Below are 18,790 nucleotides of genomic sequence, written 5' to 3'. Positions count from 1 at the left end.
GATCGACCGCGGCGTTGCGCGGCAGCAGCACCCGGTAGGACACCTTGCACTGCTTCCCGGACCCGCATCACGTCACAGCGACGGGTACAGCGGGTGCTTGTCCGCGAGGGCGGTGACGCGGGCCTTGAGGGCCTCGGTGTCGTACGAGGGCTTGAGGGCCTCGGCGATGATGTCGGCGACCTCACGGAAGTCCTCGGCCGTAAAGCCGCGGGTGGCCAGGGCCGGGGTGCCGATACGCAGACCCGAGGTCACCATCGGCGGCCGCGGGTCGTTCGGGATGGCGTTGCGGTTGACCGTGATGCCGACCTCGTGGAGGCGGTCCTCGGCCTGCTGGCCGTCCAGCTCACTGTTGCGCAGGTCGACCAGGACCAGGTGGACGTCGGTGCCGCCGGAGAGGACGGAGACGCCGACCTCGGTGACGTCCGGCTGGATCAGGCGCTCGGCCAGGATGCGGGCGCCGTCCAGGGTGCGCTGCTGGCGCTCCTTGAACTCCTCGGTCGCCGCGACCTTGAAGGAGACCGCCTTCGCCGCGATGACGTGCTCCAGCGGGCCGCCCTGCTGACCGGGGAAGACCGCGGAGTTGATCTTCTTGGCGAGCTCCTGGGTGGAGAGGATGACGCCGCCGCGGGGGCCGCCCAGGGTCTTGTGGGTGGTGGTCGTCACCACGTGGGCGTGCGGCACCGGGGAGGGGTGCAGACCCGCGGCCACCAGACCGGCGAAGTGCGCCATGTCCACCATCAGGTACGCACCGACCTCGTCGGCGATGCGGCGGAACTCGGCGAAGTCCAGCTGGCGCGGGTAGGCGGACCAGCCGGCCACGATCAGCTTCGGGCGGTGCTCCTTGGCGAGGCGCTCGACCTCTTCCATGTCGACCAGGTTGGTCTTCTCGTCGACGTGATAGGGGACCACGTTGTACAGCTTGCCGCTGAAGTTGATCTTCATGCCGTGGGTCAGGTGCCCGCCGTGGGCGAGGTTCAGACCCAGGATGGTGTCGCCCGGCTTGATCAGCGCGAACATCGCGGCGGCGTTGGCCTGCGCACCGGAGTGCGGCTGGACGTTGGCGGCCTCGGCGCCGAAGAGCGCCTTGATGCGGTCGATGGCGATCTGCTCGACGACGTCGACGTGCTCGCAGCCGCCGTAGTAGCGGCGGCCGGGGTAGCCCTCGGCGTACTTGTTGGTGAGGACGGAGCCCTGGGCCTCCATGACGGCGACGGGGGCGAAGTTCTCCGACGCGATCATTTCGAGGGTGGACTGCTGGCGGTGGAGCTCGGCGTCGACGGCGGCGGCGACGTCGGGGTCGAGCTCATGGAGGGAGCTGTTGAGAAGCGACATGAGACTTCCTGGAGGGGTCAGGGGGCGGCGCGATGGAGGTCCCCCGCTCGAGTGAGGCCGGGAGTGGGGGAGGGGGCCGGCCTGCTCAGCCGGCGGTGAAGGCGGTGTACGCGTCGGCCGTCAGCAGGTCGGCCGGCTCGCCGCTGATCTTCACCTTGAACAGCCAACCGCCCTCGAACGGGGCGGAGTTCACCAGCGAGGGGTCGGCGACGACGTCCTCGTTGACCTCCGTGATCTCGCCGTCGACGGGCGAGTAGAGGTCGCTGACCGACTTGGTCGACTCCAGTTCACCGCAGGACTCGCCCGCCGTGACCGTCGCGCCGACCTCAGGAAGCTCCACGTAGACCACGTCGCCGAGCGCGCCGGCGGCGTGCTCGGTGATGCCGACCGTCGAGACGCCGTTCTCGGCGTCCGACAGCCACTCGTGCTCCTTGCTGTAGCGCAGCTGCTGGGGGTTGTCCATGGCTCGATTCTCCTGTACGCGAAGGGTTGATCGTGAAGGGGGTCCCATTGGCGCGGGGCCAAGGGGGCGGGTCTTGCACAGTGAGACGGCAGGGTGCGCCGCTCCCTTGCTGAACCGTTACTCCGGCGCTGGTGAGCGGTTACTTCTGGCGCTTGTAGAAGGGCAGCGCGACAACCTCGTACGGCTCATGGGTTCCACGGATGTCCACGGCAACACTTTCGGTGCCCGGCGTGGCGTACGCCGCGTCCACATAGGCGATGGCGATCGGCTTGCCGAGAGTGGGGGAGGGGGCCCCGGAGGTGACCTCGCCGATGACCGTGCCGTCGGCGACGACCTGGTAGCCGGCGCGCGGCACCCGGCGGCCCGCGGCGATCAGCCCGACCAGCTTGCGCGGCGGGCTGGTCTCGGCGCGCTCGGCGGCCGCCGCCAGCGCGGCCCGGCCCACGAAGTCGCCGTTGTTGGTGGTCTTCTCGAATTTCACGACCCGGCCCAGGCCCGCGTCGAACGGCGTGGTCGCCGTGGTCAGCTCGTGCCCGTACAGCGGCATGCCCGCCTCCAGGCGCAGCGTGTCGCGGCAGGAGAGCCCGCAGGGAACCAGCCCGGAGTCCTTGCCCGCCTCGGTCAGCGCCTCCCAGAGGGCGACCGCGTCCGCGGGCCGGACGAACAGCTCGAAGCCGTCCTCACCGGTGTAGCCGGTACGGGCGATCAGCGCCTGGACCCCGGCGACGGTGCCGGGCAGGCCCGCGTAGTACTTGAGGCCGTCCAGATCGGCATCCGTCAGGCGCTTGAGGATGCCGGGGGACTCCGGTCCCTGCACGGCGAGCAGGGCGTAGGCGTCCCGGTCGTCGCGCACCGCGGCGTCGAAGCCCGCCTGCCGCTGGTTCAGCGCGTCCAGCACCACCTGGGCGTTGGAGGCATTGGCGACGACCATGTACTCCTGGTCGGCGAGGCGGTAGACGATCAGGTCGTCGAGGATGCCCCCCTCGGCCTCGCAGATCATGGTGTAGCGGGCGCGGCCGGTCTTCACGCCGCCGATGTTGCCCACCAGCGCGTAGTCGAGAAGGTCGGCGGCCTGCGGTCCGGTGACGGTGATCTCGCCCATGTGGGAGAGGTCGAAGAGGCCGGCGCGGGTGCGGACGGCGACATGCTCGTCGCGCTCGCTGCCGTAGCGCAGCGGCATGTCCCAGCCGGCGAAGTCGGTCATGGTCGCGCCGAGCGCGCGATGGGTGGCATCCAGCGCGGTGCGGCGGGGGGCATCAGTCATGGTTCTGGGCTCCCAGGCATGGGTGAGAGGACATTCTCCCCATCTGTCATCGGAACCTGAGAGGTTCACCGGGATCCCGCGAACGGACCCGGTTTGCACCTTGGGTGGAGCCGCCCCGTCAACCGGGCACGGGCTCGCTTTTCAGATCTGCCTCGCCCGCGCGGTATATGGGGCCTGAGAGATTCAAGGGAGGACTTGCTCCTTCGGCGCCCCGCCGTGGCGGCCGGGGACTCTCCCGCGCGGATTCAAGCGGCCGGTATGCAATTGGCTGTGCGTGCGGTGCGTCGGCTGTGCCCGAGTGGGCAGAGTTGCGCACGTGGCGCCGACATCATTGCACGGGAACGCCGGAACGAGGAGGGGTGGCCGTCGCCCGGCTCATGAGCTGGACAGATCCGGGAATCGCCTTGATGGGTATTACCGTTTCTTGACACTCTGCGAGGTGGGAACGGGGCCGCACCGGCACCCGAACCGGACCGGGAGGGGCGATCACGGTGCACAGTGAAGCCGCATTCGCGACAACGTCAGGGGTCGCTCCCCAGGGGACAGGGGCCGCTCCCCAGGAACCGAACGCCGCGCCGGGCCGCCGCGGGCGGGCGCCCGGCAGCGTCGTACGGCCCGGCCGCAGCGCCGACGTCCTGGACCTCAGGGGGACCGGCCGCCACCCGGCCGAGCTGTGCTTCCCGGCCGGCGACCTGGTGGTGGTCTCCGGGCTGCCGGGCAGCGGCAAGAGCACCCTGATGCACCGCATCGTGCCGCCGCTGGACGCGTGCGGCTCCTCGGTGCACCGCATCGACTCGCAGGACGTCCGCGAGCGCTGGGAGCGCGGCAGGCTGCGCCGGCTGCCGTACGGGATCTACCGCCCGCTGGTCCGCGGCGCGCACTATCTCGGGCTGCACCGCGCGCTGCGCTCCGGGGACAGCGTGGTGGTGCACGACTGCGGGACGCTCGCCTGGGTACGCCGCTGGATCGCGCGGTCGGCCCGGCGCGGGGACCGCGGGCTGCATCTCGTGCTGCTGGACGTGCCGCCCGAGGTGGCGCTGTCCGGGCAGGAGTCGCGGGGGCGCGGGGTGTCGGGATACGCCTTTGCGCGGCACCGGGGCGCGGTGGGGCGGCTGGTCGGTGCGGCCGTAGCGGGGCGACTGCCCAAGGGGTTCGGCTCGGCGGTGCTGCTGGACCGGCGGGCGGCGAGTGCCCTGGAGACGATCCGGTTCGACTGACGGACCTCTCGGTTTCCCCGTACGGGTCGGGCAGCAGGGACACCACGCCCCCCGGAACCCGGCCCTCCACGGGATGAGCCGGGCCGCGGTGGCGAAGCGGTGGAGGTCCGGCGCCCCGGCCGAACGGCCCGTGCGGCGGAAACCGGCGCCGCAGGCGGAACGGCGGGGCGGCCGAGGACGTACGGCCGACGCCGAGCGCAGCGGTCCTCCTCCGGGGGATTAGGGTCATGGGGCAGCAAGCGCGGTTCGGAACGGGTGGACACAGATGACTTTTCCGCAGCAGGGGAACTTTCCGCAGCAGGGGGACATACCGGGGCACGGTGTATTCCCTGGGCAGGGAGGCTTCCCGGACGACGGGATACCGCAGCTGGCCTGGCCCGCCAACGAGCTCGAAGAGGTGCTGTCGGCCGCGGTCGGGCACCCGGGCGCGGGCGGCCGGATCGTGGAGGTCCTGGGCCGCAGCCGGGTGTGGGTGCCGCTGCCCAACGGCGGCGGCCCCGAGAGCGCGGGGCCGGGCAGCCGCGGGCTGGACCTGCCCACCGTCGAGATCGAGGGCGCGGCCTATGTCCCGGTCTTCAGCTCCGAGCAGGAGTTCATGAAGGTCGTCGGGGCGCATATGTCCTTCACCGTCGCTCCGGCCGGGGAGTTCGCCCGCGGGCTGCCGCCGAAGATGGGCATCGCCCTCAATCCGGACGGCGCCATCGGCGTCCCGCTGCCGCCGCCCGCGGTGGCCGAACTGTGCCGGGCGGGGCGCGGTGAAGCGGACGCCGGGCTGCCGAGCGGCGGCCGGGTGCGGCTCTTCGAACCGGACTGGCAGGACGAGCCCGTGGACTTCCTGGCCGCCGCCGGACTGGAATTCTCCGCCGCCGGAATTGTCCTGACTGCCCGGCGTGCCCTGGCTAGCGTCGAGGGCGACACGCCCGCGCTGTTCGTCGGTGTTCAGGTCGAGGCGGCCGTCTCCGCGCTGGAGGACGGCACCGCCCGCGACGTGGTCCTCAATGCCCTCGGACGTGCGCTCGGCGCGGTGCCGGTGCCCTGGCCCGTACAGCTCGTGATGCTCGACATCGCCCAGGGTGACCCGGTCGCCGACTGGCTGCTCGAGCGCGTGCGGCCCTTCTTCGCCCGGGACCACTCGTAAGCTGGTTGCATGACGGGCGGGCGCACCCCACGTGCCCTGCCGATGGGAAGGGACAAACACGTGAGCGCGGGTGCGCATCAGGGAGCGGCGGCGGCCGGTCAGGTCGAGCAGATGCTGCAGCAGGTCTCGCCCGGTCGCTACGACGCCTATGAGGCGCTGCTGCATGCGCTCGCCGCCGGCCAGGTCTGGATGCTGCTGTGGCAGGGCCGCGCCGGAATGCCCGATGCGCAGTACGGAAACATGGAGGTCGAAGGCCTCGGCTATGCGCCGTGTGTGACCTCCGCCGCCGAACTCGCCGCCTCCGGCTGGAACCGCGACCACGAGCTCGTCACCGGCCCCGAGATCGCCGCCTCGCTCTTCCCCGACCGCTGGGGCCTGTGGCTGAATCCGCACGCTCCCGGCGGCGGCGTCGGCATTCCCTGGCTGGATCTGCGCCGTATCGCCGGTGGTCTCGACCGGCTGCCCGCCGGACCGCTGCGGATCTCCGAACCGGTCATCGACATCCCGCAGTTCTATGCCCTGCTCGCCCAGAACGCCCACCGGACGCCCGCTGTGCGGTCGTTGCGCCGGGCCTGGGTGCAACCCGCCCTCGGTGCCCCGTATCTGGCAATCGGCCTGGATCTGTACGACACCGGGCAGCATGCGGTGGACTCGGTGCGGCTGATGATCCAGCAGTCGATCGGTGCCGTTCCGGACGGTCTGCCCGTTTCGACGGTCGCGATGAACGACGAGTACGACCCCGTCGGCATGTGGATGCGCGCCTCCACCCGGCCCTTCTTCGACCGCGACGGCTATGGCCAGGTGCCGGGTCAGGCGCCGGCTCCCGCGCCCACCTACGGCTACGGATACCCCCGCCCGTACTGACGCCCACGTCAGCACCAGGCGCCGCCGTCCGGCGTCGATTTTGGCGTGAATTCGCCTCATGCGCCCCACGGTTGAGCCCTCCCTTATCCGGGCATTCGCTCCGCTCAGCCCGTACTCCCGTCCGTATAACGGAACACCGCGGACCACATCACAGTTGCGCATCCATTCATCTTCAGGGCTGGTGAGTGATCGCGAATCGGATGAAGACTCCCGCAACAGAGAGCTTCGGCTCTTTGTACGACCGACCGACCATCCAAACCGGCATGACGTGAAATCCCCGGAATTCCCTCCGGGGTGACGTTTCGTGATGCCCGCTCGACCTGCCTCGGCCGCCGTTGTCGCGGCCGTTGCACCAGTGATGTGAATCAAGCCGCTACCGCGGCGGGCATGGGCCGATCACCGTCGGCCGAGAGGGGTCAAAGGCACCGTGACCGCACCGATCGAGACCACCGGGGCAGCTGCTGAGGCGCAGCCGGAAGCGGTGCTGCAAGGCGTGGAGAGCAAGCGTATCGAGGGGCGCTCGCTCGGCCAGATCGCGCTGCTGCGCTTCAAGCGCGACAAGGTCGCGGTGGCGGGCGCCATCGTTGTCATCCTGCTCGTGGTCCTCGCCGCGCTCTCCCGCCCGGTCCAGGCCCTGCTCGGCCTCGACCCGGACAGCCCCAACCAGAACCTGATCGACCCGAACACCACGCTGCCCAAGGGGGACATGGGCGGTATGAGCGCCGATCACCCCCTGGGCGTGGACCCCAAGTTCGGCCGGGACCTGCTCGCCCGCATCATCGAGGGCTCCTGGGTCTCGCTGATCGTGGCCTTCGGCGCAACGCTGCTGTCGGTGGCCATCGGCACCGTCCTCGGTGTGATCGCCGGCTTCTACCGCGGCCGGGTGGACGCCTTCATCAGCCGCATGATGGACGTCTTCCTCGCCTTCCCGCTGCTGCTGTTCGCCATCGCGATCTCCGCCTCGCTGCAGGGCGGCGCCTTCGGCCTGGAGGGTCTGCCGCTGCACATCTCCGTCCTGATCTTCGTGATCGGCTTCTTCAACTGGCCGTACATGGGACGGATCGTGCGGGCGCAGACGCTGTCGCTGCGGGAGCGCGAATTCGTGGACGCCGCCCGCGGCATGGGCGCCCGCGGGCCGTTCATCCTCTTCCGTGAACTGCTGCCCAACCTGGTGGGGCCGATCATCGTCTACTCGACGCTGCTGATCCCCTCCAACATCCTCTTCGAGGCGGCACTGAGCTTCCTGGGCGTCGGCATCCAGCCGCCCCAGGCGTCCTGGGGCGGCATGCTCAACCAGGCGGTCAAGTACTACGAGGTCGACCCCCAGTACATGATCGTCCCCGGCCTCGCGATCTTCGTCACCGTGCTGGCGTTCAACCTGCTCGGGGACGGTCTGCGGGACGCGCTGGATCCGCGCAGCCGCTGAAATCCGCGGCGCGTCCGCGCCACTCGAAGCCACCACGGCGTTCTGCGTTTCGCAGTACGAAGTTTCGACGTCCAAAGTTTCGATCTTTCTCGACGAACGAAGGGGACACCGACCACCATGCGAAGGTCAGTTCCGGTCGCGGCAATCGCGGCCATCACCAGCGCGGGCCTGTTGCTGGCCGGCTGCAGCGGGGGCAAGGGCTCCGACGACGCAGGCAAGGCCAACGCCGCCACCAAGGGCATCGTCAACGTCTCGGACGAGAAGGGCGGCACGCTCAACTACGCGATCGCCGACGCCCCCGAGTCGTTCGACCCCGGCAACACCTACTACGCCTTCATCTGGAACTTCAGCCGGCTCTACGCGCGCCCGCTGACCACCTTCAAGCCGGCTCCCGGCCCCAAGGGCAACCAGCTGGTCCCGGACCTCGCCGAGTCGATGGGCAAGTCCAGCGACGGCGGCAAGACCTGGACGTACAAGATCCGCAAGGGCCTCAAGTACGACGACGGCAAGGCGATCACCTCGCACGACGTCAAGTACGGCATCGAGCGCAGCAACTTCGCGCGGGACATCCTCTCGCTGGGCCCGAACTACTTCCAGACGTTCCTCAAGGACAACCCCGGCGGCTACAAGGGCCCCTACAAGGACAAGTCCAAGGCCGGGCTCAAGTCCATCGAGACCCCCGACGACCAGACGCTCGTCTTCCACCTCAAGAAGCCGTTCGCCGAGTTCGACTACCTGGTCAGCGCCCCGCAGACGGCCCCCGTCCCGCAGGCCAAGGACAAGGGCGCCGACTACACCAGGAACGTGGTCTCCTCCGGCTCGTACAAGTTCCAGAGCTACGAGGAGGGCAAGCAGCTCACCCTCGTGCGCAACCCGAACTGGTCCGCCAAGACCGACCCGCTGCGCAAGCAGCTGCCGGACAAGATCGTCGTCAAGCTCAAGGTCGCCCAGTCGACCATCGACAAGGACCTCAAGTCCGGCACCACCCACGTGGACCTCAACGGCCGCGGCGTCGACGGCCAGACGCAGGCCGGGCTCGTGACGGACGCCAAGGCGAAGGGCAACACCGACAACGCGCTCGGTGAGCGGCTCGCCTACACCGCGATCAACTCCAAGGTGAAGCCGTTCGACAACATCGAGTGCCGCAAGGCCGTCGAGTACGCGATCGACAAGAAGGCCGCGCAGACCGCGCTCGGCGGCCCGATACGCGGTGACGTCGCCGGCACGGTCCTGCCGACCGACATCGCCGGCTTCCAGAAGTTCGACCCGTACCCGCAGAAGTACGCCAAGGGCAAGCTGGACCTGACCGAGGCCAAGAAGCACTGGGACAAGTGCGGCGCGGGCAAGGTCAACACCACCATCCTGGCGCGCAGCGACCGCCAGGAGGAGGTGGACGGGGCGACCTCGGTCGTCGACTCGCTCAAGAAGATCGGCGTCAACGCCAAGATCCAGACCTACCCGTCGAGCAAGTACTTCTCGGACTACGCGGGTGCGCCGGCGTTCAACAAGAAGAACAACGTCGGTCTGATGATGATGCAGTGGGGCGCCGACTTCCCGACCGGCTACGGCTACCTGCAGCAGATCCTCCACGGCAAGGCGATCCAGAAGTCCGGTAACTCCAACCTTTCGGAGCTGGACGACCCGGAGATCAACAAGCTGCTCGACTCCGCCATCGCCAACCCCGACAAGGCCGCCCGGGAAAAGGCGTACGCCCAGATCGACAAGAAGACGATGGACCAGGCAGTGATCGTCCCGATCACCTACTTCAAGGTCCTGCTGTACCGTGCGCCCAAGGCCACCAACATGGTCTCGACCTCGGCCTACAGCGGCGAGTACGACTACCTCAACATCGGCCTCAAGAAGTAGCAGCCCTGGAAGGCAGGTGAAGGCATTGGTGTCCGCGGGCCGGTTCCGGCCGGCCCGCGGCGCCGACGCCGCATCCCCGTGTTCTCGTACATCATCCGCAGGTTGATCAGCGCAGTGATCCTGCTGCTGATCGTCAGCGCGGTCACCTTCGGCATTTTCTTCCTGCTGCCGAAAATGGCCGGGCAGACCACCGACCAGCTTGCCCAGCAGTACATCGGAAAGGCCCCCACGCCCGCGGACATCGCCGCGGTGAAGAAGAATCTCGGCCTGGACAAGCCCGTGTACGAGCAGTACTGGGATTTCCTCAAGGGCATATTCGTCGGCGTCGACTACAAATTCGGTCCGGAAGCGGCCAAGTGCCATGTGCCGTGCTTCGGTTACTCCTTCAAAACGCATATCGAGGTCTGGCCGGAAATCCAGTCCCGGCTCCCGGTGACGCTGTCGCTGGCCGCCGGCGCGGCCGTGCTGTGGGTCGTCTCCGGTGTCGCCACCGGTGTGCTCTCCGCGCTGCGCCCCGGCTCGTTCTTCGACCGGCTGGCCATGAGCGTCGCCCTGGCCGGCGTCTCGCTCCCCATGTTCTTCACCGGAGCCCTGTCGCTGGCCCTGTTCACCTACCAGTGGCCGATCTTCGAACGCAGCGACTATGTGCCGCTGCTGGAGGATCCGTTCCTGTGGGCCCGGACCCTGGTCCTGCCCTGGGTGACCCTTGCCTTCCTCTACTCCGCGCTCTACGCCCGCCTCACCAGAGCGGGCATGCTCGAGACGCTGAGTGAGGATTACATCCGTACGGCCCGCGCCAAGGGCCTGCGCGAGCGCAAGGTCGTCGTACGGCACGGTCTGCGGGCCGCGCTCACCCCGATCATCACCGTCTTCGGCATGGACCTGGGTCTGCTGCTCGGCGGCGCGCTGATCACCGAACAGGTCTTCTCGCTCAAGGGGGTCGGCGCCTTCGCGGTGGAGGCGATCAATGCCAACGACCTCCCGAACATTCTCGGCGTCACCCTGCTCGCCGCGTTCTTCATCGTCATTTGCAACCTGGTGGTGGACGTTCTGTACGCCGCCGTAGACCCGCGGGTGAGGCTCTCGTGACCGACTCCTCCGAGGACAAGAACGGGGCGGCAAAGGCCGCCGAGCCGAAGAAGGCCGAAGCCGCCGGAAGGGCCGAGGCCAAGGCCGACATGGCCAAGGCGGAAGCCGGGCCCAAGGTCTCGACGACCAAGCCGGAAGCCGGGCCCAAGGCGGCCCCCGCCCCCGCCGCCACCCCCGAGAAGCCCGCGCCCTTCCTCGAGGTCCGTGACCTCAAGGTGCACTTCCCCACCGACGACGGCCTGGTCAAGTCCGTCGACGGGCTGACCTTCAGCCTGGAGAAGGGCAAGACGCTCGGCATCGTCGGCGAGTCCGGGTCCGGCAAGTCGGTGACCTCGCTCGCCGTCATGGGACTGCACCGGGCCTCGCGCCAGCAGCGCAGCAAGGTGACGATGTCCGGCGAGATCTGGCTGGACGGCAAGGAGCTGGTCGGCGCCGATCCGGACGAGGTGCGCCGGATGCGCGGCCGCCGGATGGCGATGATCTTCCAGGATCCGCTGTCCGCGCTGCACCCCTTCTACAGCGTCGGCAGCCAGATCGTGGAGGCGTACCGCGTCCACAACGACGTCGACAAGAGGACCGCGCGCAAGCGGGCGATCGAGATGCTCGACCGGGTCGGCATCCCGCAGCCGGACAAGCGGGTGGACGACCATCCGCACCAGTTCTCCGGCGGTATGCGCCAGCGCGCCATGATCGCGATGGCGCTGGTCAACAACCCCGAGCTGCTGATCGCGGACGAGCCGACCACCGCCCTGGACGTCACCGTCCAGGCGCAGATCCTGGACCTGATCCGCGATCTGCAGAAGGAGTTCGGCTCGGCGGTCGTCATCATCACCCACGACCTGGGCGTGGTGGCCGAGCTGGCCGACGACCTGCTGGTGATGTACGGCGGCCGGTGCATCGAGCGCGGCCCGGCCGAGAAGGTCTTCTACGAGCCGCAGCACCCCTACACCTGGGGTCTGCTCGGCTCCATGCCGCGGATCGACCGTGACCAGACCGACCGGCTGATCCCCGTCAAGGGCTCGCCGCCCAGCCTGATCAACGTGCCGTCCGGCTGTGCCTTCAACCCCCGTTGCCCGTACGCGGATGTCCCCAAGGACAACCTCACCCGCACGGTGCGCCCCGAACTGCGCCAGGTCGACGGCGGGCACTACTCCGCCTGCCACATGGCGCAGGAGGAGCGGGAGCGTATCTGGACCGAAGAGATTGCGCCGAAGCTGTGACCGAGACGACTGACGACCGGAACAAGAAGATCCCGCCGCAGAACACGGCCGAGGCCGCGGCCGACGCCGAGCCGCTGCTCAAGGTCCGCGGCCTGGTCCGCCACTTCCCGATCACCAAGGGGCTGCTCAAGCGCCAGGTGGGGGCCGTCCAGGCGGTCGACGGCATCGACTTCGACGTGCGGCCCGGCGAAACGCTCGGCGTGGTCGGCGAGTCCGGCTGCGGCAAGTCGACGATGGGCCGGCTGATCACCCGGCTCGACGAGCCGACCGGCGGCTCCATCGAGTTCCAGGGCCAGGACATCACCCATCTCTCGCCGGGCAGGCTGCGCCCGATGCGCCGCGACGTCCAGATGATCTTCCAGGACCCGTACGGTTCGCTGAACCCGCGGCACACCATCGGCGGCATCGTCTCCACCCCCTTCCGTCTCCAGGGCGTCGAGCCCGAGGGCGGCGTGAAGAAGGAGGTGCAGCGGCTGCTGGAGCTGGTGGGCCTGAGCCCGGAGCACTACAACCGCTATCCGCACGAGTTCTCCGGCGGCCAGCGCCAGCGCATCGGCATCGCCCGCGCGCTGGCGCTCAAGCCGAAGCTGGTGGTCGCCGACGAGCCGGTCTCCGCGCTGGACGTCTCCATCCAGGCCCAGGTCGTCAACCTCATGGACGACCTCCAGGAGGAGCTGGGCCTGACGTACGTCATCATCGCCCACGACCTCTCGGTCATCCGGCACGTCTCGGACCGGATCGCGGTGATGTACCTCGGCAAGATCGTGGAGCTGAGCGACCGCAAGTCGCTGTACGAGTCGCCGATGCACCCGTACACCAAGGCGCTGCTGTCCGCCGTGCCGGTGCCCGACCCCAAGCGGCGCACCCAGCGCGACCGGATCCTGCTCAAGGGCGATGTGCCCTCGCCGATCAACCCGCCCTCCGGCTGCCGGTTCCGTACCCGCTGCTGGAAGGCGACCGACAAGTGCGCCACCACCGAGCCGCCGCTGGTCGCCCTGCGCACCGGCCACCAGGTGGCCTGCCACCACCCGGAGAACGCGCCAAGTGATCAGTAACACCTGAGGAATTGGCAAAGTCCTGCGTAAAACGGGACGGGAGAGTGCAGAGTCAGCACGGTTATTGACCATCATCCGTGTGTTCGAAAGGACGGCTCATGGCGCTTTCCCGTTCCGTGCGTCGCACCCCCCGCAGGATCGCCCTCGCCACCGCGGTCGCCTCGGCCGCCATCCTCGCCGCCGCGCCGGCTGCACCTGCTGCATCCGGTGGCGCCTCGCCCGGCGCCCCCGGAGTCGGTGACCCGTACTTCCCCGAAATGGGCAACGGCGGCTTCGACGCCCTGCATTACAACCTCGGTGTCAGCTACGACCCCGACAGCGGTCTCCTGGAAGGCCGTACGACCATCAAGGCCAAGGCCACCAAGAACCTGAGCGCCTTCGACCTCGACCTGCAAAAGCTCCGGGTGGAGTCGGTCAAGGTGAACGGTGAGAAGGCGGCCTTCACCAGATCCGGCGACGAACTCACCGTCACGCCCGCCTCCCACCTGCGCAAGGGCCAGCGGTTCAGCGTCTCCGTCGCCTACGCCGGCATACCCGAGGCGCTCGGCGGCCCCATCATTTTCGGTTCCCCCTATGGCTGGATGAAGACCAAGGACGGCGTTTTCGTCGCCTGTGAGCCGAACGCCGCCTCGACGTGGTTCCCCTCCAGCGACCACCCCGGCGACAAGGCCACCTACGACATCCGCATCGACGCCCCCAAGGGCCTGACCGGTATCTCCAACGGCCGGCTGGTCAGCTCCCACGAGAAGGGCGGCCGCTCGTACTCCCACTGGCGCGAGACCAAGCCGATGGCGACGTACCTGGCCACCGCCACCATCGGGAAGTTCGACGTCCGTACGGGCACGACCCCCGGCGGCACCCCCATCTACGTCGCCACCGACCCGACCCTGCCCACCGGCAAGGTCGACGTCTACGGCATCACCGCCGAGGCCACCGATTACTGGTCCAAGGTCTTCGGCAAGTACCCCTTCGAGGAGACCGGCGCGATCGTCGACGACATGCCGCAGGCGGGCTTCTCGCTCGAAGTGCAGTCCAAGCCGGTCTATTCGGCCGTACGCGACGAGACCACCATCGTCCACGAGCTGGCCCACCAGTGGTTCGGCGACTCGGTCTCCGTCAAGAAGTGGCAGAACATCTGGCTCAACGAGGGCTTCGCCACCTACGCGCAGTGGCTGTGGGACGAGCACAAGGGCACCCAGAGCGCCCATGACGCCTTCCGCAAGCAGTACGCGGCCATTCCGGCGGACGACGGCTTCTGGAAGATCAAGGTCGGTGACCCGCAGCGGGACACCATGTTCTCCCGCGCGGTCTACAAGCGGGGCGCGATGACCCTGCAGGCGCTGCGCGAACGCATCGGCGACAAGGCGTTCTTCAAGCTGCTCCCGGCCTGGACCGCCGCGCACCGTTACGGCAACGCGGAGACGTCCCAGTTCATCGCGCTCGCCGAGAAGATCTCCGGTCAGCAGCTGGACGATCTGTTCCACACCTGGCTGGACACGGACAGCCGGCCGGCGCTGCCCGGCGCGTAGCCCTCCGACGGACCGGGGGCGGCCGTCAGCCGGCGTCGGTGTCCCGCCCGCCGCGGTTGCCGGGCTGCTGCGGCCGCGGCAGATGCACGCCGAAGTACACCGCCCCCATCCGCAGCGCGAACACCACCCCCGCCGAGACCCCCGCGGCGGGGGTGGCCCCCACGCCGAGGTGGTCCAGCGCCAGATAGCAGCAGGCACCCGCCAGGGCCGCGATGGCGTACACGTCCTCGCGCAGCAGCAGCGGCGGGAACTCCCCGCACAGCACATCGCGGATGACCTCACCGGCGACGCCGGTCATCACCGCCAGGATGATCACGGCCAGCGGTGTCACGCCCGCCTCGATGGCCGCGCGGGCCCCGATCACGGTGACCACGGCCAGCCCGACGGCGTCCACGACCAGCAGCGATTTGTGCGGCAGCTGCCAGAACCGCAGATAGGCCATGGTGCCGACGCCGACGCAGATGATCAGCGTGAGCAGCACCCAGTCGTGCGTCCAGTACAGCGGCGCCCGGTTGAGGATGGTGTCGCGCAGCGTGCCGCCGGAGATCGACGCGGCGAAGGCGAGCACCAGGCCGCCGAACGGGTCCATGTTGGCCCGGTAGGCGGCCAGCACCCCGCTCGCGGCGAAGGCGGCGACGCCGACCAGGTAGAGCACGTGAAGCATGGCGGCATCATCGCAGGCCCGGAATGCCTGCCTCCGCCCGCGGTGGTCAAAACTGACACTACCGGTCGGTAACAAACCCGTGTAGCGTTCCCGGCATGGCAACGGTGACCATTGGTAACAGCGAGTTCGACCGCGATACGGCGGTCACGCGCCGCGCGCCCGGCGTCTACGACGCGCACCTCTCCGCAGGCTGGACGATCATCCAGGCGGTCAACGGCGGCTATCTGCTCGCCCTCATGGGCCGCGCGCTGGGCGACGCCCTCCCGCACCCCGACCCGTTCTCGGTCACCGCGCACTACCTGACGGCCTCCGTCCCCGGCCCCGCCGTCATCCGCACCGAGGTCGTCCGCACCGGCCGCACCATGTCGACCGGCACCGCGACCCTGGTCCAGTTCACGGAGGACGGCACCGAGGTCGAGCGGCTGCGCGTGCTCGCCGCGTACGGCGACCTCGGCGCCCTCCCCGACGACGTCCGGACGACCGCGAAACCGCCCGCCATCCCCCCGTACGAGCACTGCCTGGGCACGGACAGCGCCCCCGACGGGCAGCCGGCCATCCCCGGCAGTACAGCCATCGCCGACCGCCTCGCCCTCCGCCTCGACCCGGCGACCGCGGGCTGGGCCGTCGGCGCGCCCTCCGGCAAGGGTGAGATGCGCGCCTGGTTCGGCCTCGCCGACGGCCGCGACCCCGACCCGCTCTCCCTTCTGCTGACCGTGGACGCCCTCCCGCCCACCGCCTTCGACCTGGGCCTGGCCGGCTGGGTCCCCACCGTCGAACTCACCACCCACATCCGCCACCGCCCGGCCCCCGGCCCGCTCCGGGTCGCCATCGCCACCCGTAACCTGGCGGGCGGCTTCCTGGAGGAGGACGCCGAGGTCTGGGACTCGGCGGACCGACTGGTGGCCCAGTCGCGGCAGTTGGCGCGCACCGTACTGCACGGGTGACATCCCGCCCCGGGGCCTTTTCGCAGGTGGCTCCGGGTACGGAAGCGGAAATTGTGACGCAAAAGAGCGCGCGGTGACGGTGCGTCTCATGTCAGACTGACAGGCATGGGGGACGTGGCGCTGAAGATGGATGACGGGACCGTCGTGTGGCTGCGGGCCGAAGAGCCGCCCGCCGACGGGCGACCGGCCACGGTCCCGGACCAACCCCCCGCCCCTGACGGCGAACTGGAACTCCCCGACGCCTTCGGCTCCGCCCAGCCGGTCAGCGTCGACAGCCGGATCAGCCGCGCGCTGGCCCGCAGCGGCCGGACCCTCGAAGAGGCGCTGCGTCCGCTCGGCGGCGTCCTCGGCCAGATCCACCGCTCGATCTCCACCGGCAGCCACCGCCCCGACGAGGTCACCGTGGAGTTCGGCGTCACGCTCGGCTCCGATCTGCGCCTCGGCGTCTTCGCCGGCAAGGGCGATGCGAGCTTCAAGGTCTCGGCCAAGTGGAACCTCGGCAGTGGCGCGGGTGAACCCGGCGGGGCCGCACCGTGATCCCCGGCGCCGGGCCCGACACCCCGCTCCAGCTGTCCTTCGCCTCCGTACGGCACGGCGGACGGGCCGTCGGCGCGGGTGTGCTGGTCGCCGAGCGCCTCGTTCTGACCTGCGCCCATGTCGTCAACAGCGCCCTGGGCAGGGGCCGGTTCACCCAGGACACCCCCGGACACGGCGACACCGTCACGCTCCGGCTGCCGCATGTCGCGGCGGCCCGCGACCTGACCGCCCGGGTGGTACGGGAGATGTGGGTGCCGCCACGGGCCAGGGCGGCCGGGCGCGACCCGGTCGATCCGGGCCGGGTGCCGTACTACGGCGATCTCGCCGTACTGGAGCTGACCCAGACGCCGCCCGAGGGCGCCGAGCCCGCGCCGTTCCTCCAGCACAACTACGCGGGCGAGGTCATCGCTTTATGGGCCAGCGGCAATCCGCTGCCCACCGTCCGCGCCGTACCGCGGGTCTCCGCGCCGCCCTGGATCGCCCTGGACGTGCTCGGCGGCGCCCAGGTCACCGAGGGGTTCAGCGGCGGACCGCTGTGGGACCGCGAACGCCAGGCCGTGGTCGGTCTGGTCGCGGCCGTGCACCGCCCCCCGGAGGCGGCGGCCCCCGGATCACCGCCGACGACCATGTACGCCATCAGCGTCCCCGCCATCGAGGCCGAACTCCCCGCGCTCCCGCCCTCGGCGGTGCCCACCGCCCGGCGTGGCGTACAGCAGCTGCTCACCGCCCTGGAACGGGTCCTCAAGGGCCGCGACGCCGTTCTGGCCTGCGAGGAGCGGCTCGCCGCCCGCCTCGGCAGGACCTCGGCGGGCCCGGCCGCCGACCTGGACCGCCTCGTCGGCCTCGCCGTGAGCGTCCGCCGAGGCATCCCCGAACTCCTCGATCTCGTACGGGACTACGAGCCGTCCGCGGCCGCCGCCCCCTACGACCGCCCCGGCCTCCACGGCACCCGCGAGGACTGGGAACGCCTGCGCCGCGCCGCCCGTACGGTCCGCCCCGGCGAGTATCTGACCACCCGCCAGCGCCGTGACCTCGCCGGCCTGCTGGCCCACTGCACCCGTACGGACCCCCGCACCCTCCTGGAACGCGTCCTGCCGCACGCCCCGGAGCTGCCCGCCGTCACGGGCCTCGCCGATGCCATGGACGCCCTCGAGGGCTTCGGCTCCGCCCCCGGCGCGCTCGTACCGCCGCTGCTGCAAGGGGTGGTCCGGGTCAGCGTCGAGGAAGGCGCGGCCGGTCCCTATCCCGCCGAGGACCTGGACGCCTGGGTCGAGCGGGTCGCCGTCCGGTCGGGGGTGGACGAGGCGGCGGTCAGCCAGTTCCGCGCCGATGCCGAGGCCGCGGCCGCCCCCTCTCCGGCAGCGGCCACCTCCTCCCGCGCCGCCGCCCTCGCCCCGCGCGTCCAGGTGGAGCTGCTGCCCACCCCCACCGGCCGCCGCTTCACGTACCAGATCTGGACGTTCGCCGACGGCCAGGCCCACCGGCTCGCGCTGGTCCACGACGCGGAGGCGGGCAGCGAGCAGGTCGTCGACGACATCCGCCGGGTGCTGCGCACCGAGGTCCGCGAGGACCCGGAGACCGCCCTGGTGGAGTACTTCCTGCCGTCCGCCTGGCTCGGCCTCGACGTCGACTCCTGGGAGTCGCCCGACAGCGACGAGGACGGGCCGTTCGCGCCCGGCATCACCCGCCGTGTGGTGGTCCGTACGACCGAACGCTCCCGGGAGAGCTATGCCGGCTGGAAACAGCGCACCGCCGCCCTGCCGCACGCCAAACGCCTCGTCCTCGACCACCGGCACACCGACCGCAAGGTCGCCCGCGCCCAGCTGGAGGTGCACCGCGACGCCGGGACGGTGATCGTGTGCTGCGAGCCGCACCACCACGGCACGCTGCTGCGCCAATGCGTCCAGGCGGGCGTGCACACCGTGCTGTGGCACCGCGCGGAACACGGCGAGCACATCGCCCAGGACCTGCTGGCCCTGGTGGACGGCACGGACCACACCGAGGTCCCCGAGGTGGTACGCCTGGAGCGGGCCAAGGCGATGGCCGAGCCCGAGAGCGCGGGCCACCACGGCCGCCGGCTGTCCCTGCTCTACGACGCACCCGACCACCGGCCCCCGCAACTGGCCCCCGACGCCTGGGTGCTCACCCAGCCCTGACCGCCGGCCCCGACCGCCCGGATGCC

The 18,790-nt window shown here is 70.1% G+C and carries 16 protein-coding genes and 1 riboswitch; of the genes, 12 read left to right on the top strand and 4 right to left on the bottom strand.

Going from position 1 to position 18,790, the window contains the following annotated elements; genetic code table 11:
* Nucleotides 1-72: 72 nt before the first annotated feature.
* The 3 genes from glyA to gcvT form a co-directional block, all read right to left on the bottom strand.
* Nucleotides 73-1,332 carry a serine hydroxymethyltransferase gene (gene glyA / locus AB0D04_RS18585; RefSeq protein ID WP_362704182.1) on the bottom strand — a complete coding sequence of 420 codons (1,260 nt, stop codon included), beginning with the start codon at nt 1,330-1,332 and terminating at the stop codon, nt 73-75.
* Between the two features lie 85 nt (nt 1,333-1,417).
* On the bottom strand, nt 1,418-1,795 hold the full coding sequence (gcvH, locus tag AB0D04_RS18580; protein WP_362704180.1) for a glycine cleavage system protein GcvH: 378 nt from the start codon (nt 1,793-1,795) through the stop codon (nt 1,418-1,420).
* A 139-nt stretch (nt 1,796-1,934) separates the two neighbouring features.
* Nucleotides 1,935-3,059 (bottom strand): glycine cleavage system aminomethyltransferase GcvT, encoded by a 1,125-nt coding sequence (gene gcvT / locus AB0D04_RS18575; protein WP_362704178.1) that lies wholly within the window; start codon nt 3,057-3,059, stop codon nt 1,935-1,937.
* A 151-nt stretch (nt 3,060-3,210) separates the two neighbouring features.
* Nucleotides 3,211-3,307, bottom strand: a riboswitch (glycine riboswitch).
* Nucleotides 3,308-3,550: 243 nt separating this feature from the next.
* Here gcvT and AB0D04_RS18570 point away from each other — a divergent pair.
* The 9 genes from AB0D04_RS18570 to AB0D04_RS18530 all read left to right on the top strand — a co-directional run bounded on the left by AB0D04_RS18570 (nt 3,551) and on the right by AB0D04_RS18530 (nt 14,463).
* Nucleotides 3,551-4,276 carry an AAA family ATPase gene (locus tag AB0D04_RS18570; protein WP_362704175.1) on the top strand — a complete coding sequence of 242 codons (726 nt, stop codon included), beginning with the start codon at nt 3,551-3,553 and terminating at the stop codon, nt 4,274-4,276.
* 265 nt (nt 4,277-4,541) lie between these two features.
* Nucleotides 4,542-5,414, top strand: a complete 873-nt coding sequence (locus AB0D04_RS18565) for an enhanced serine sensitivity protein SseB (RefSeq protein ID WP_362704173.1) — start codon at nt 4,542-4,544, stop codon at nt 5,412-5,414.
* Nucleotides 5,415-5,474: 60 nt separating this feature from the next.
* The gene (locus tag AB0D04_RS18560; protein WP_362704170.1) at nt 5,475-6,278 is read left to right on the top strand and encodes an enhanced serine sensitivity protein SseB C-terminal domain-containing protein; all 804 of its coding nucleotides are present in this window, start codon (nt 5,475-5,477) and stop codon (nt 6,276-6,278) included.
* A gap of 427 nt (nt 6,279-6,705) precedes the next feature.
* A complete protein-coding gene (locus AB0D04_RS18555; RefSeq protein ID WP_362704168.1) occupies nt 6,706-7,704 on the top strand; it encodes an ABC transporter permease in 999 nt (332 codons plus the stop codon).
* 117 nt (nt 7,705-7,821) lie between these two features.
* A complete protein-coding gene (locus tag AB0D04_RS18550; protein WP_362704165.1) occupies nt 7,822-9,570 on the top strand; it encodes an ABC transporter substrate-binding protein in 1,749 nt (582 codons plus the stop codon).
* A gap of 78 nt (nt 9,571-9,648) precedes the next feature.
* Nucleotides 9,649-10,659, top strand: a complete 1,011-nt coding sequence (locus AB0D04_RS18545) for an ABC transporter permease (RefSeq protein WP_362704163.1) — start codon at nt 9,649-9,651, stop codon at nt 10,657-10,659.
* Entirely contained in the window at nt 10,656-11,879 is a 1,224-nt protein-coding gene (locus tag AB0D04_RS18540; protein ID WP_362704161.1) for an ABC transporter ATP-binding protein, read from the top strand. Before AB0D04_RS18545 ends, AB0D04_RS18540 begins: the two co-directional genes overlap by 4 nt.
* A 29-nt stretch (nt 11,880-11,908) precedes the next feature.
* On the top strand, nt 11,909-12,934 hold the full coding sequence (locus AB0D04_RS18535; protein ID WP_362704191.1) for a dipeptide ABC transporter ATP-binding protein: 1,026 nt from the start codon (nt 11,909-11,911) through the stop codon (nt 12,932-12,934).
* Nucleotides 12,935-13,032: 98 nt separating this feature from the next.
* Nucleotides 13,033-14,463 carry a M1 family metallopeptidase gene (locus tag AB0D04_RS18530; protein WP_362704158.1) on the top strand — a complete coding sequence of 477 codons (1,431 nt, stop codon included), beginning with the start codon at nt 13,033-13,035 and terminating at the stop codon, nt 14,461-14,463.
* Nucleotides 14,464-14,488: 25 nt separating this feature from the next.
* Here the strand turns inward: AB0D04_RS18530 and AB0D04_RS18525 are convergent, their stop codons facing one another.
* Entirely contained in the window at nt 14,489-15,127 is a 639-nt protein-coding gene (locus tag AB0D04_RS18525) for a trimeric intracellular cation channel family protein (RefSeq protein ID WP_362704156.1), read from the bottom strand.
* A gap of 95 nt (nt 15,128-15,222) precedes the next feature.
* Between AB0D04_RS18525 and AB0D04_RS18520 the strand changes: the two genes are divergently transcribed.
* The 3 genes from AB0D04_RS18520 (at nt 15,223) to AB0D04_RS18510 (ending at nt 18,764) form a co-directional block, all read left to right on the top strand.
* Complete coding sequence (locus AB0D04_RS18520) at nt 15,223-16,071, top strand: thioesterase family protein (RefSeq protein WP_362704154.1); 849 nt, start codon at nt 15,223-15,225, stop codon at nt 16,069-16,071.
* Nucleotides 16,072-16,176: 105 nt separating this feature from the next.
* Nucleotides 16,177-16,608: a CU044_2847 family protein gene (locus AB0D04_RS18515; RefSeq protein ID WP_362704153.1), complete on the top strand. Its 432-nt coding sequence runs from the start codon at nt 16,177-16,179 to the stop codon at nt 16,606-16,608.
* Nucleotides 16,605-18,764, top strand: coding sequence for a trypsin-like peptidase domain-containing protein (locus AB0D04_RS18510; RefSeq protein WP_362704152.1), 2,160 nt, complete (start codon nt 16,605-16,607; stop codon nt 18,762-18,764). Before AB0D04_RS18515 ends, AB0D04_RS18510 begins: the two co-directional genes overlap by 4 nt.
* Nucleotides 18,765-18,790: the final 26 nt, after the last annotated feature.

It is taken from the genome of Streptomyces sp. NPDC048483 (assembly GCF_040651455.1).
Lineage (GTDB): Bacteria > Actinomycetota > Actinomycetes > Streptomycetales > Streptomycetaceae > Streptomyces.
The sequence above is the reverse complement of the archived record's forward strand: the minus strand, read 5'-3'. Positions and strand labels throughout refer to the sequence as shown.

Excerpts from the sequence above, each read along its gene's own strand:
- glyA (WP_362704182.1), bottom strand. The coding sequence starts at position 1,332 with ATGTCGCTTCTCAACAGCTCCCTCCATGAGCTCGACCCCGACGTCGCC.
- gcvH (WP_362704180.1), bottom strand. The coding sequence starts at position 1,795 with ATGGACAACCCCCAGCAGCTGCGCTACAGCAAGGAGCACGAGTGGCTG.
- gcvT (WP_362704178.1), bottom strand. The coding sequence starts at position 3,059 with ATGACTGATGCCCCCCGCCGCACCGCGCTGGATGCCACCCATCGCGCG.
- AB0D04_RS18565 (WP_362704173.1), top strand. The coding sequence starts at position 4,542 with ATGACTTTTCCGCAGCAGGGGAACTTTCCGCAGCAGGGGGACATACCG.
- AB0D04_RS18550 (WP_362704165.1), top strand. The coding sequence starts at position 7,822 with ATGCGAAGGTCAGTTCCGGTCGCGGCAATCGCGGCCATCACCAGCGCG.
- AB0D04_RS18530 (WP_362704158.1), top strand. The coding sequence starts at position 13,033 with ATGGCGCTTTCCCGTTCCGTGCGTCGCACCCCCCGCAGGATCGCCCTC.
- AB0D04_RS18525 (WP_362704156.1), bottom strand. The coding sequence starts at position 15,127 with ATGCTTCACGTGCTCTACCTGGTCGGCGTCGCCGCCTTCGCCGCGAGC.
- AB0D04_RS18520 (WP_362704154.1), top strand. The coding sequence starts at position 15,223 with ATGGCAACGGTGACCATTGGTAACAGCGAGTTCGACCGCGATACGGCG.
- AB0D04_RS18515 (WP_362704153.1), top strand. The coding sequence starts at position 16,177 with ATGGGGGACGTGGCGCTGAAGATGGATGACGGGACCGTCGTGTGGCTG.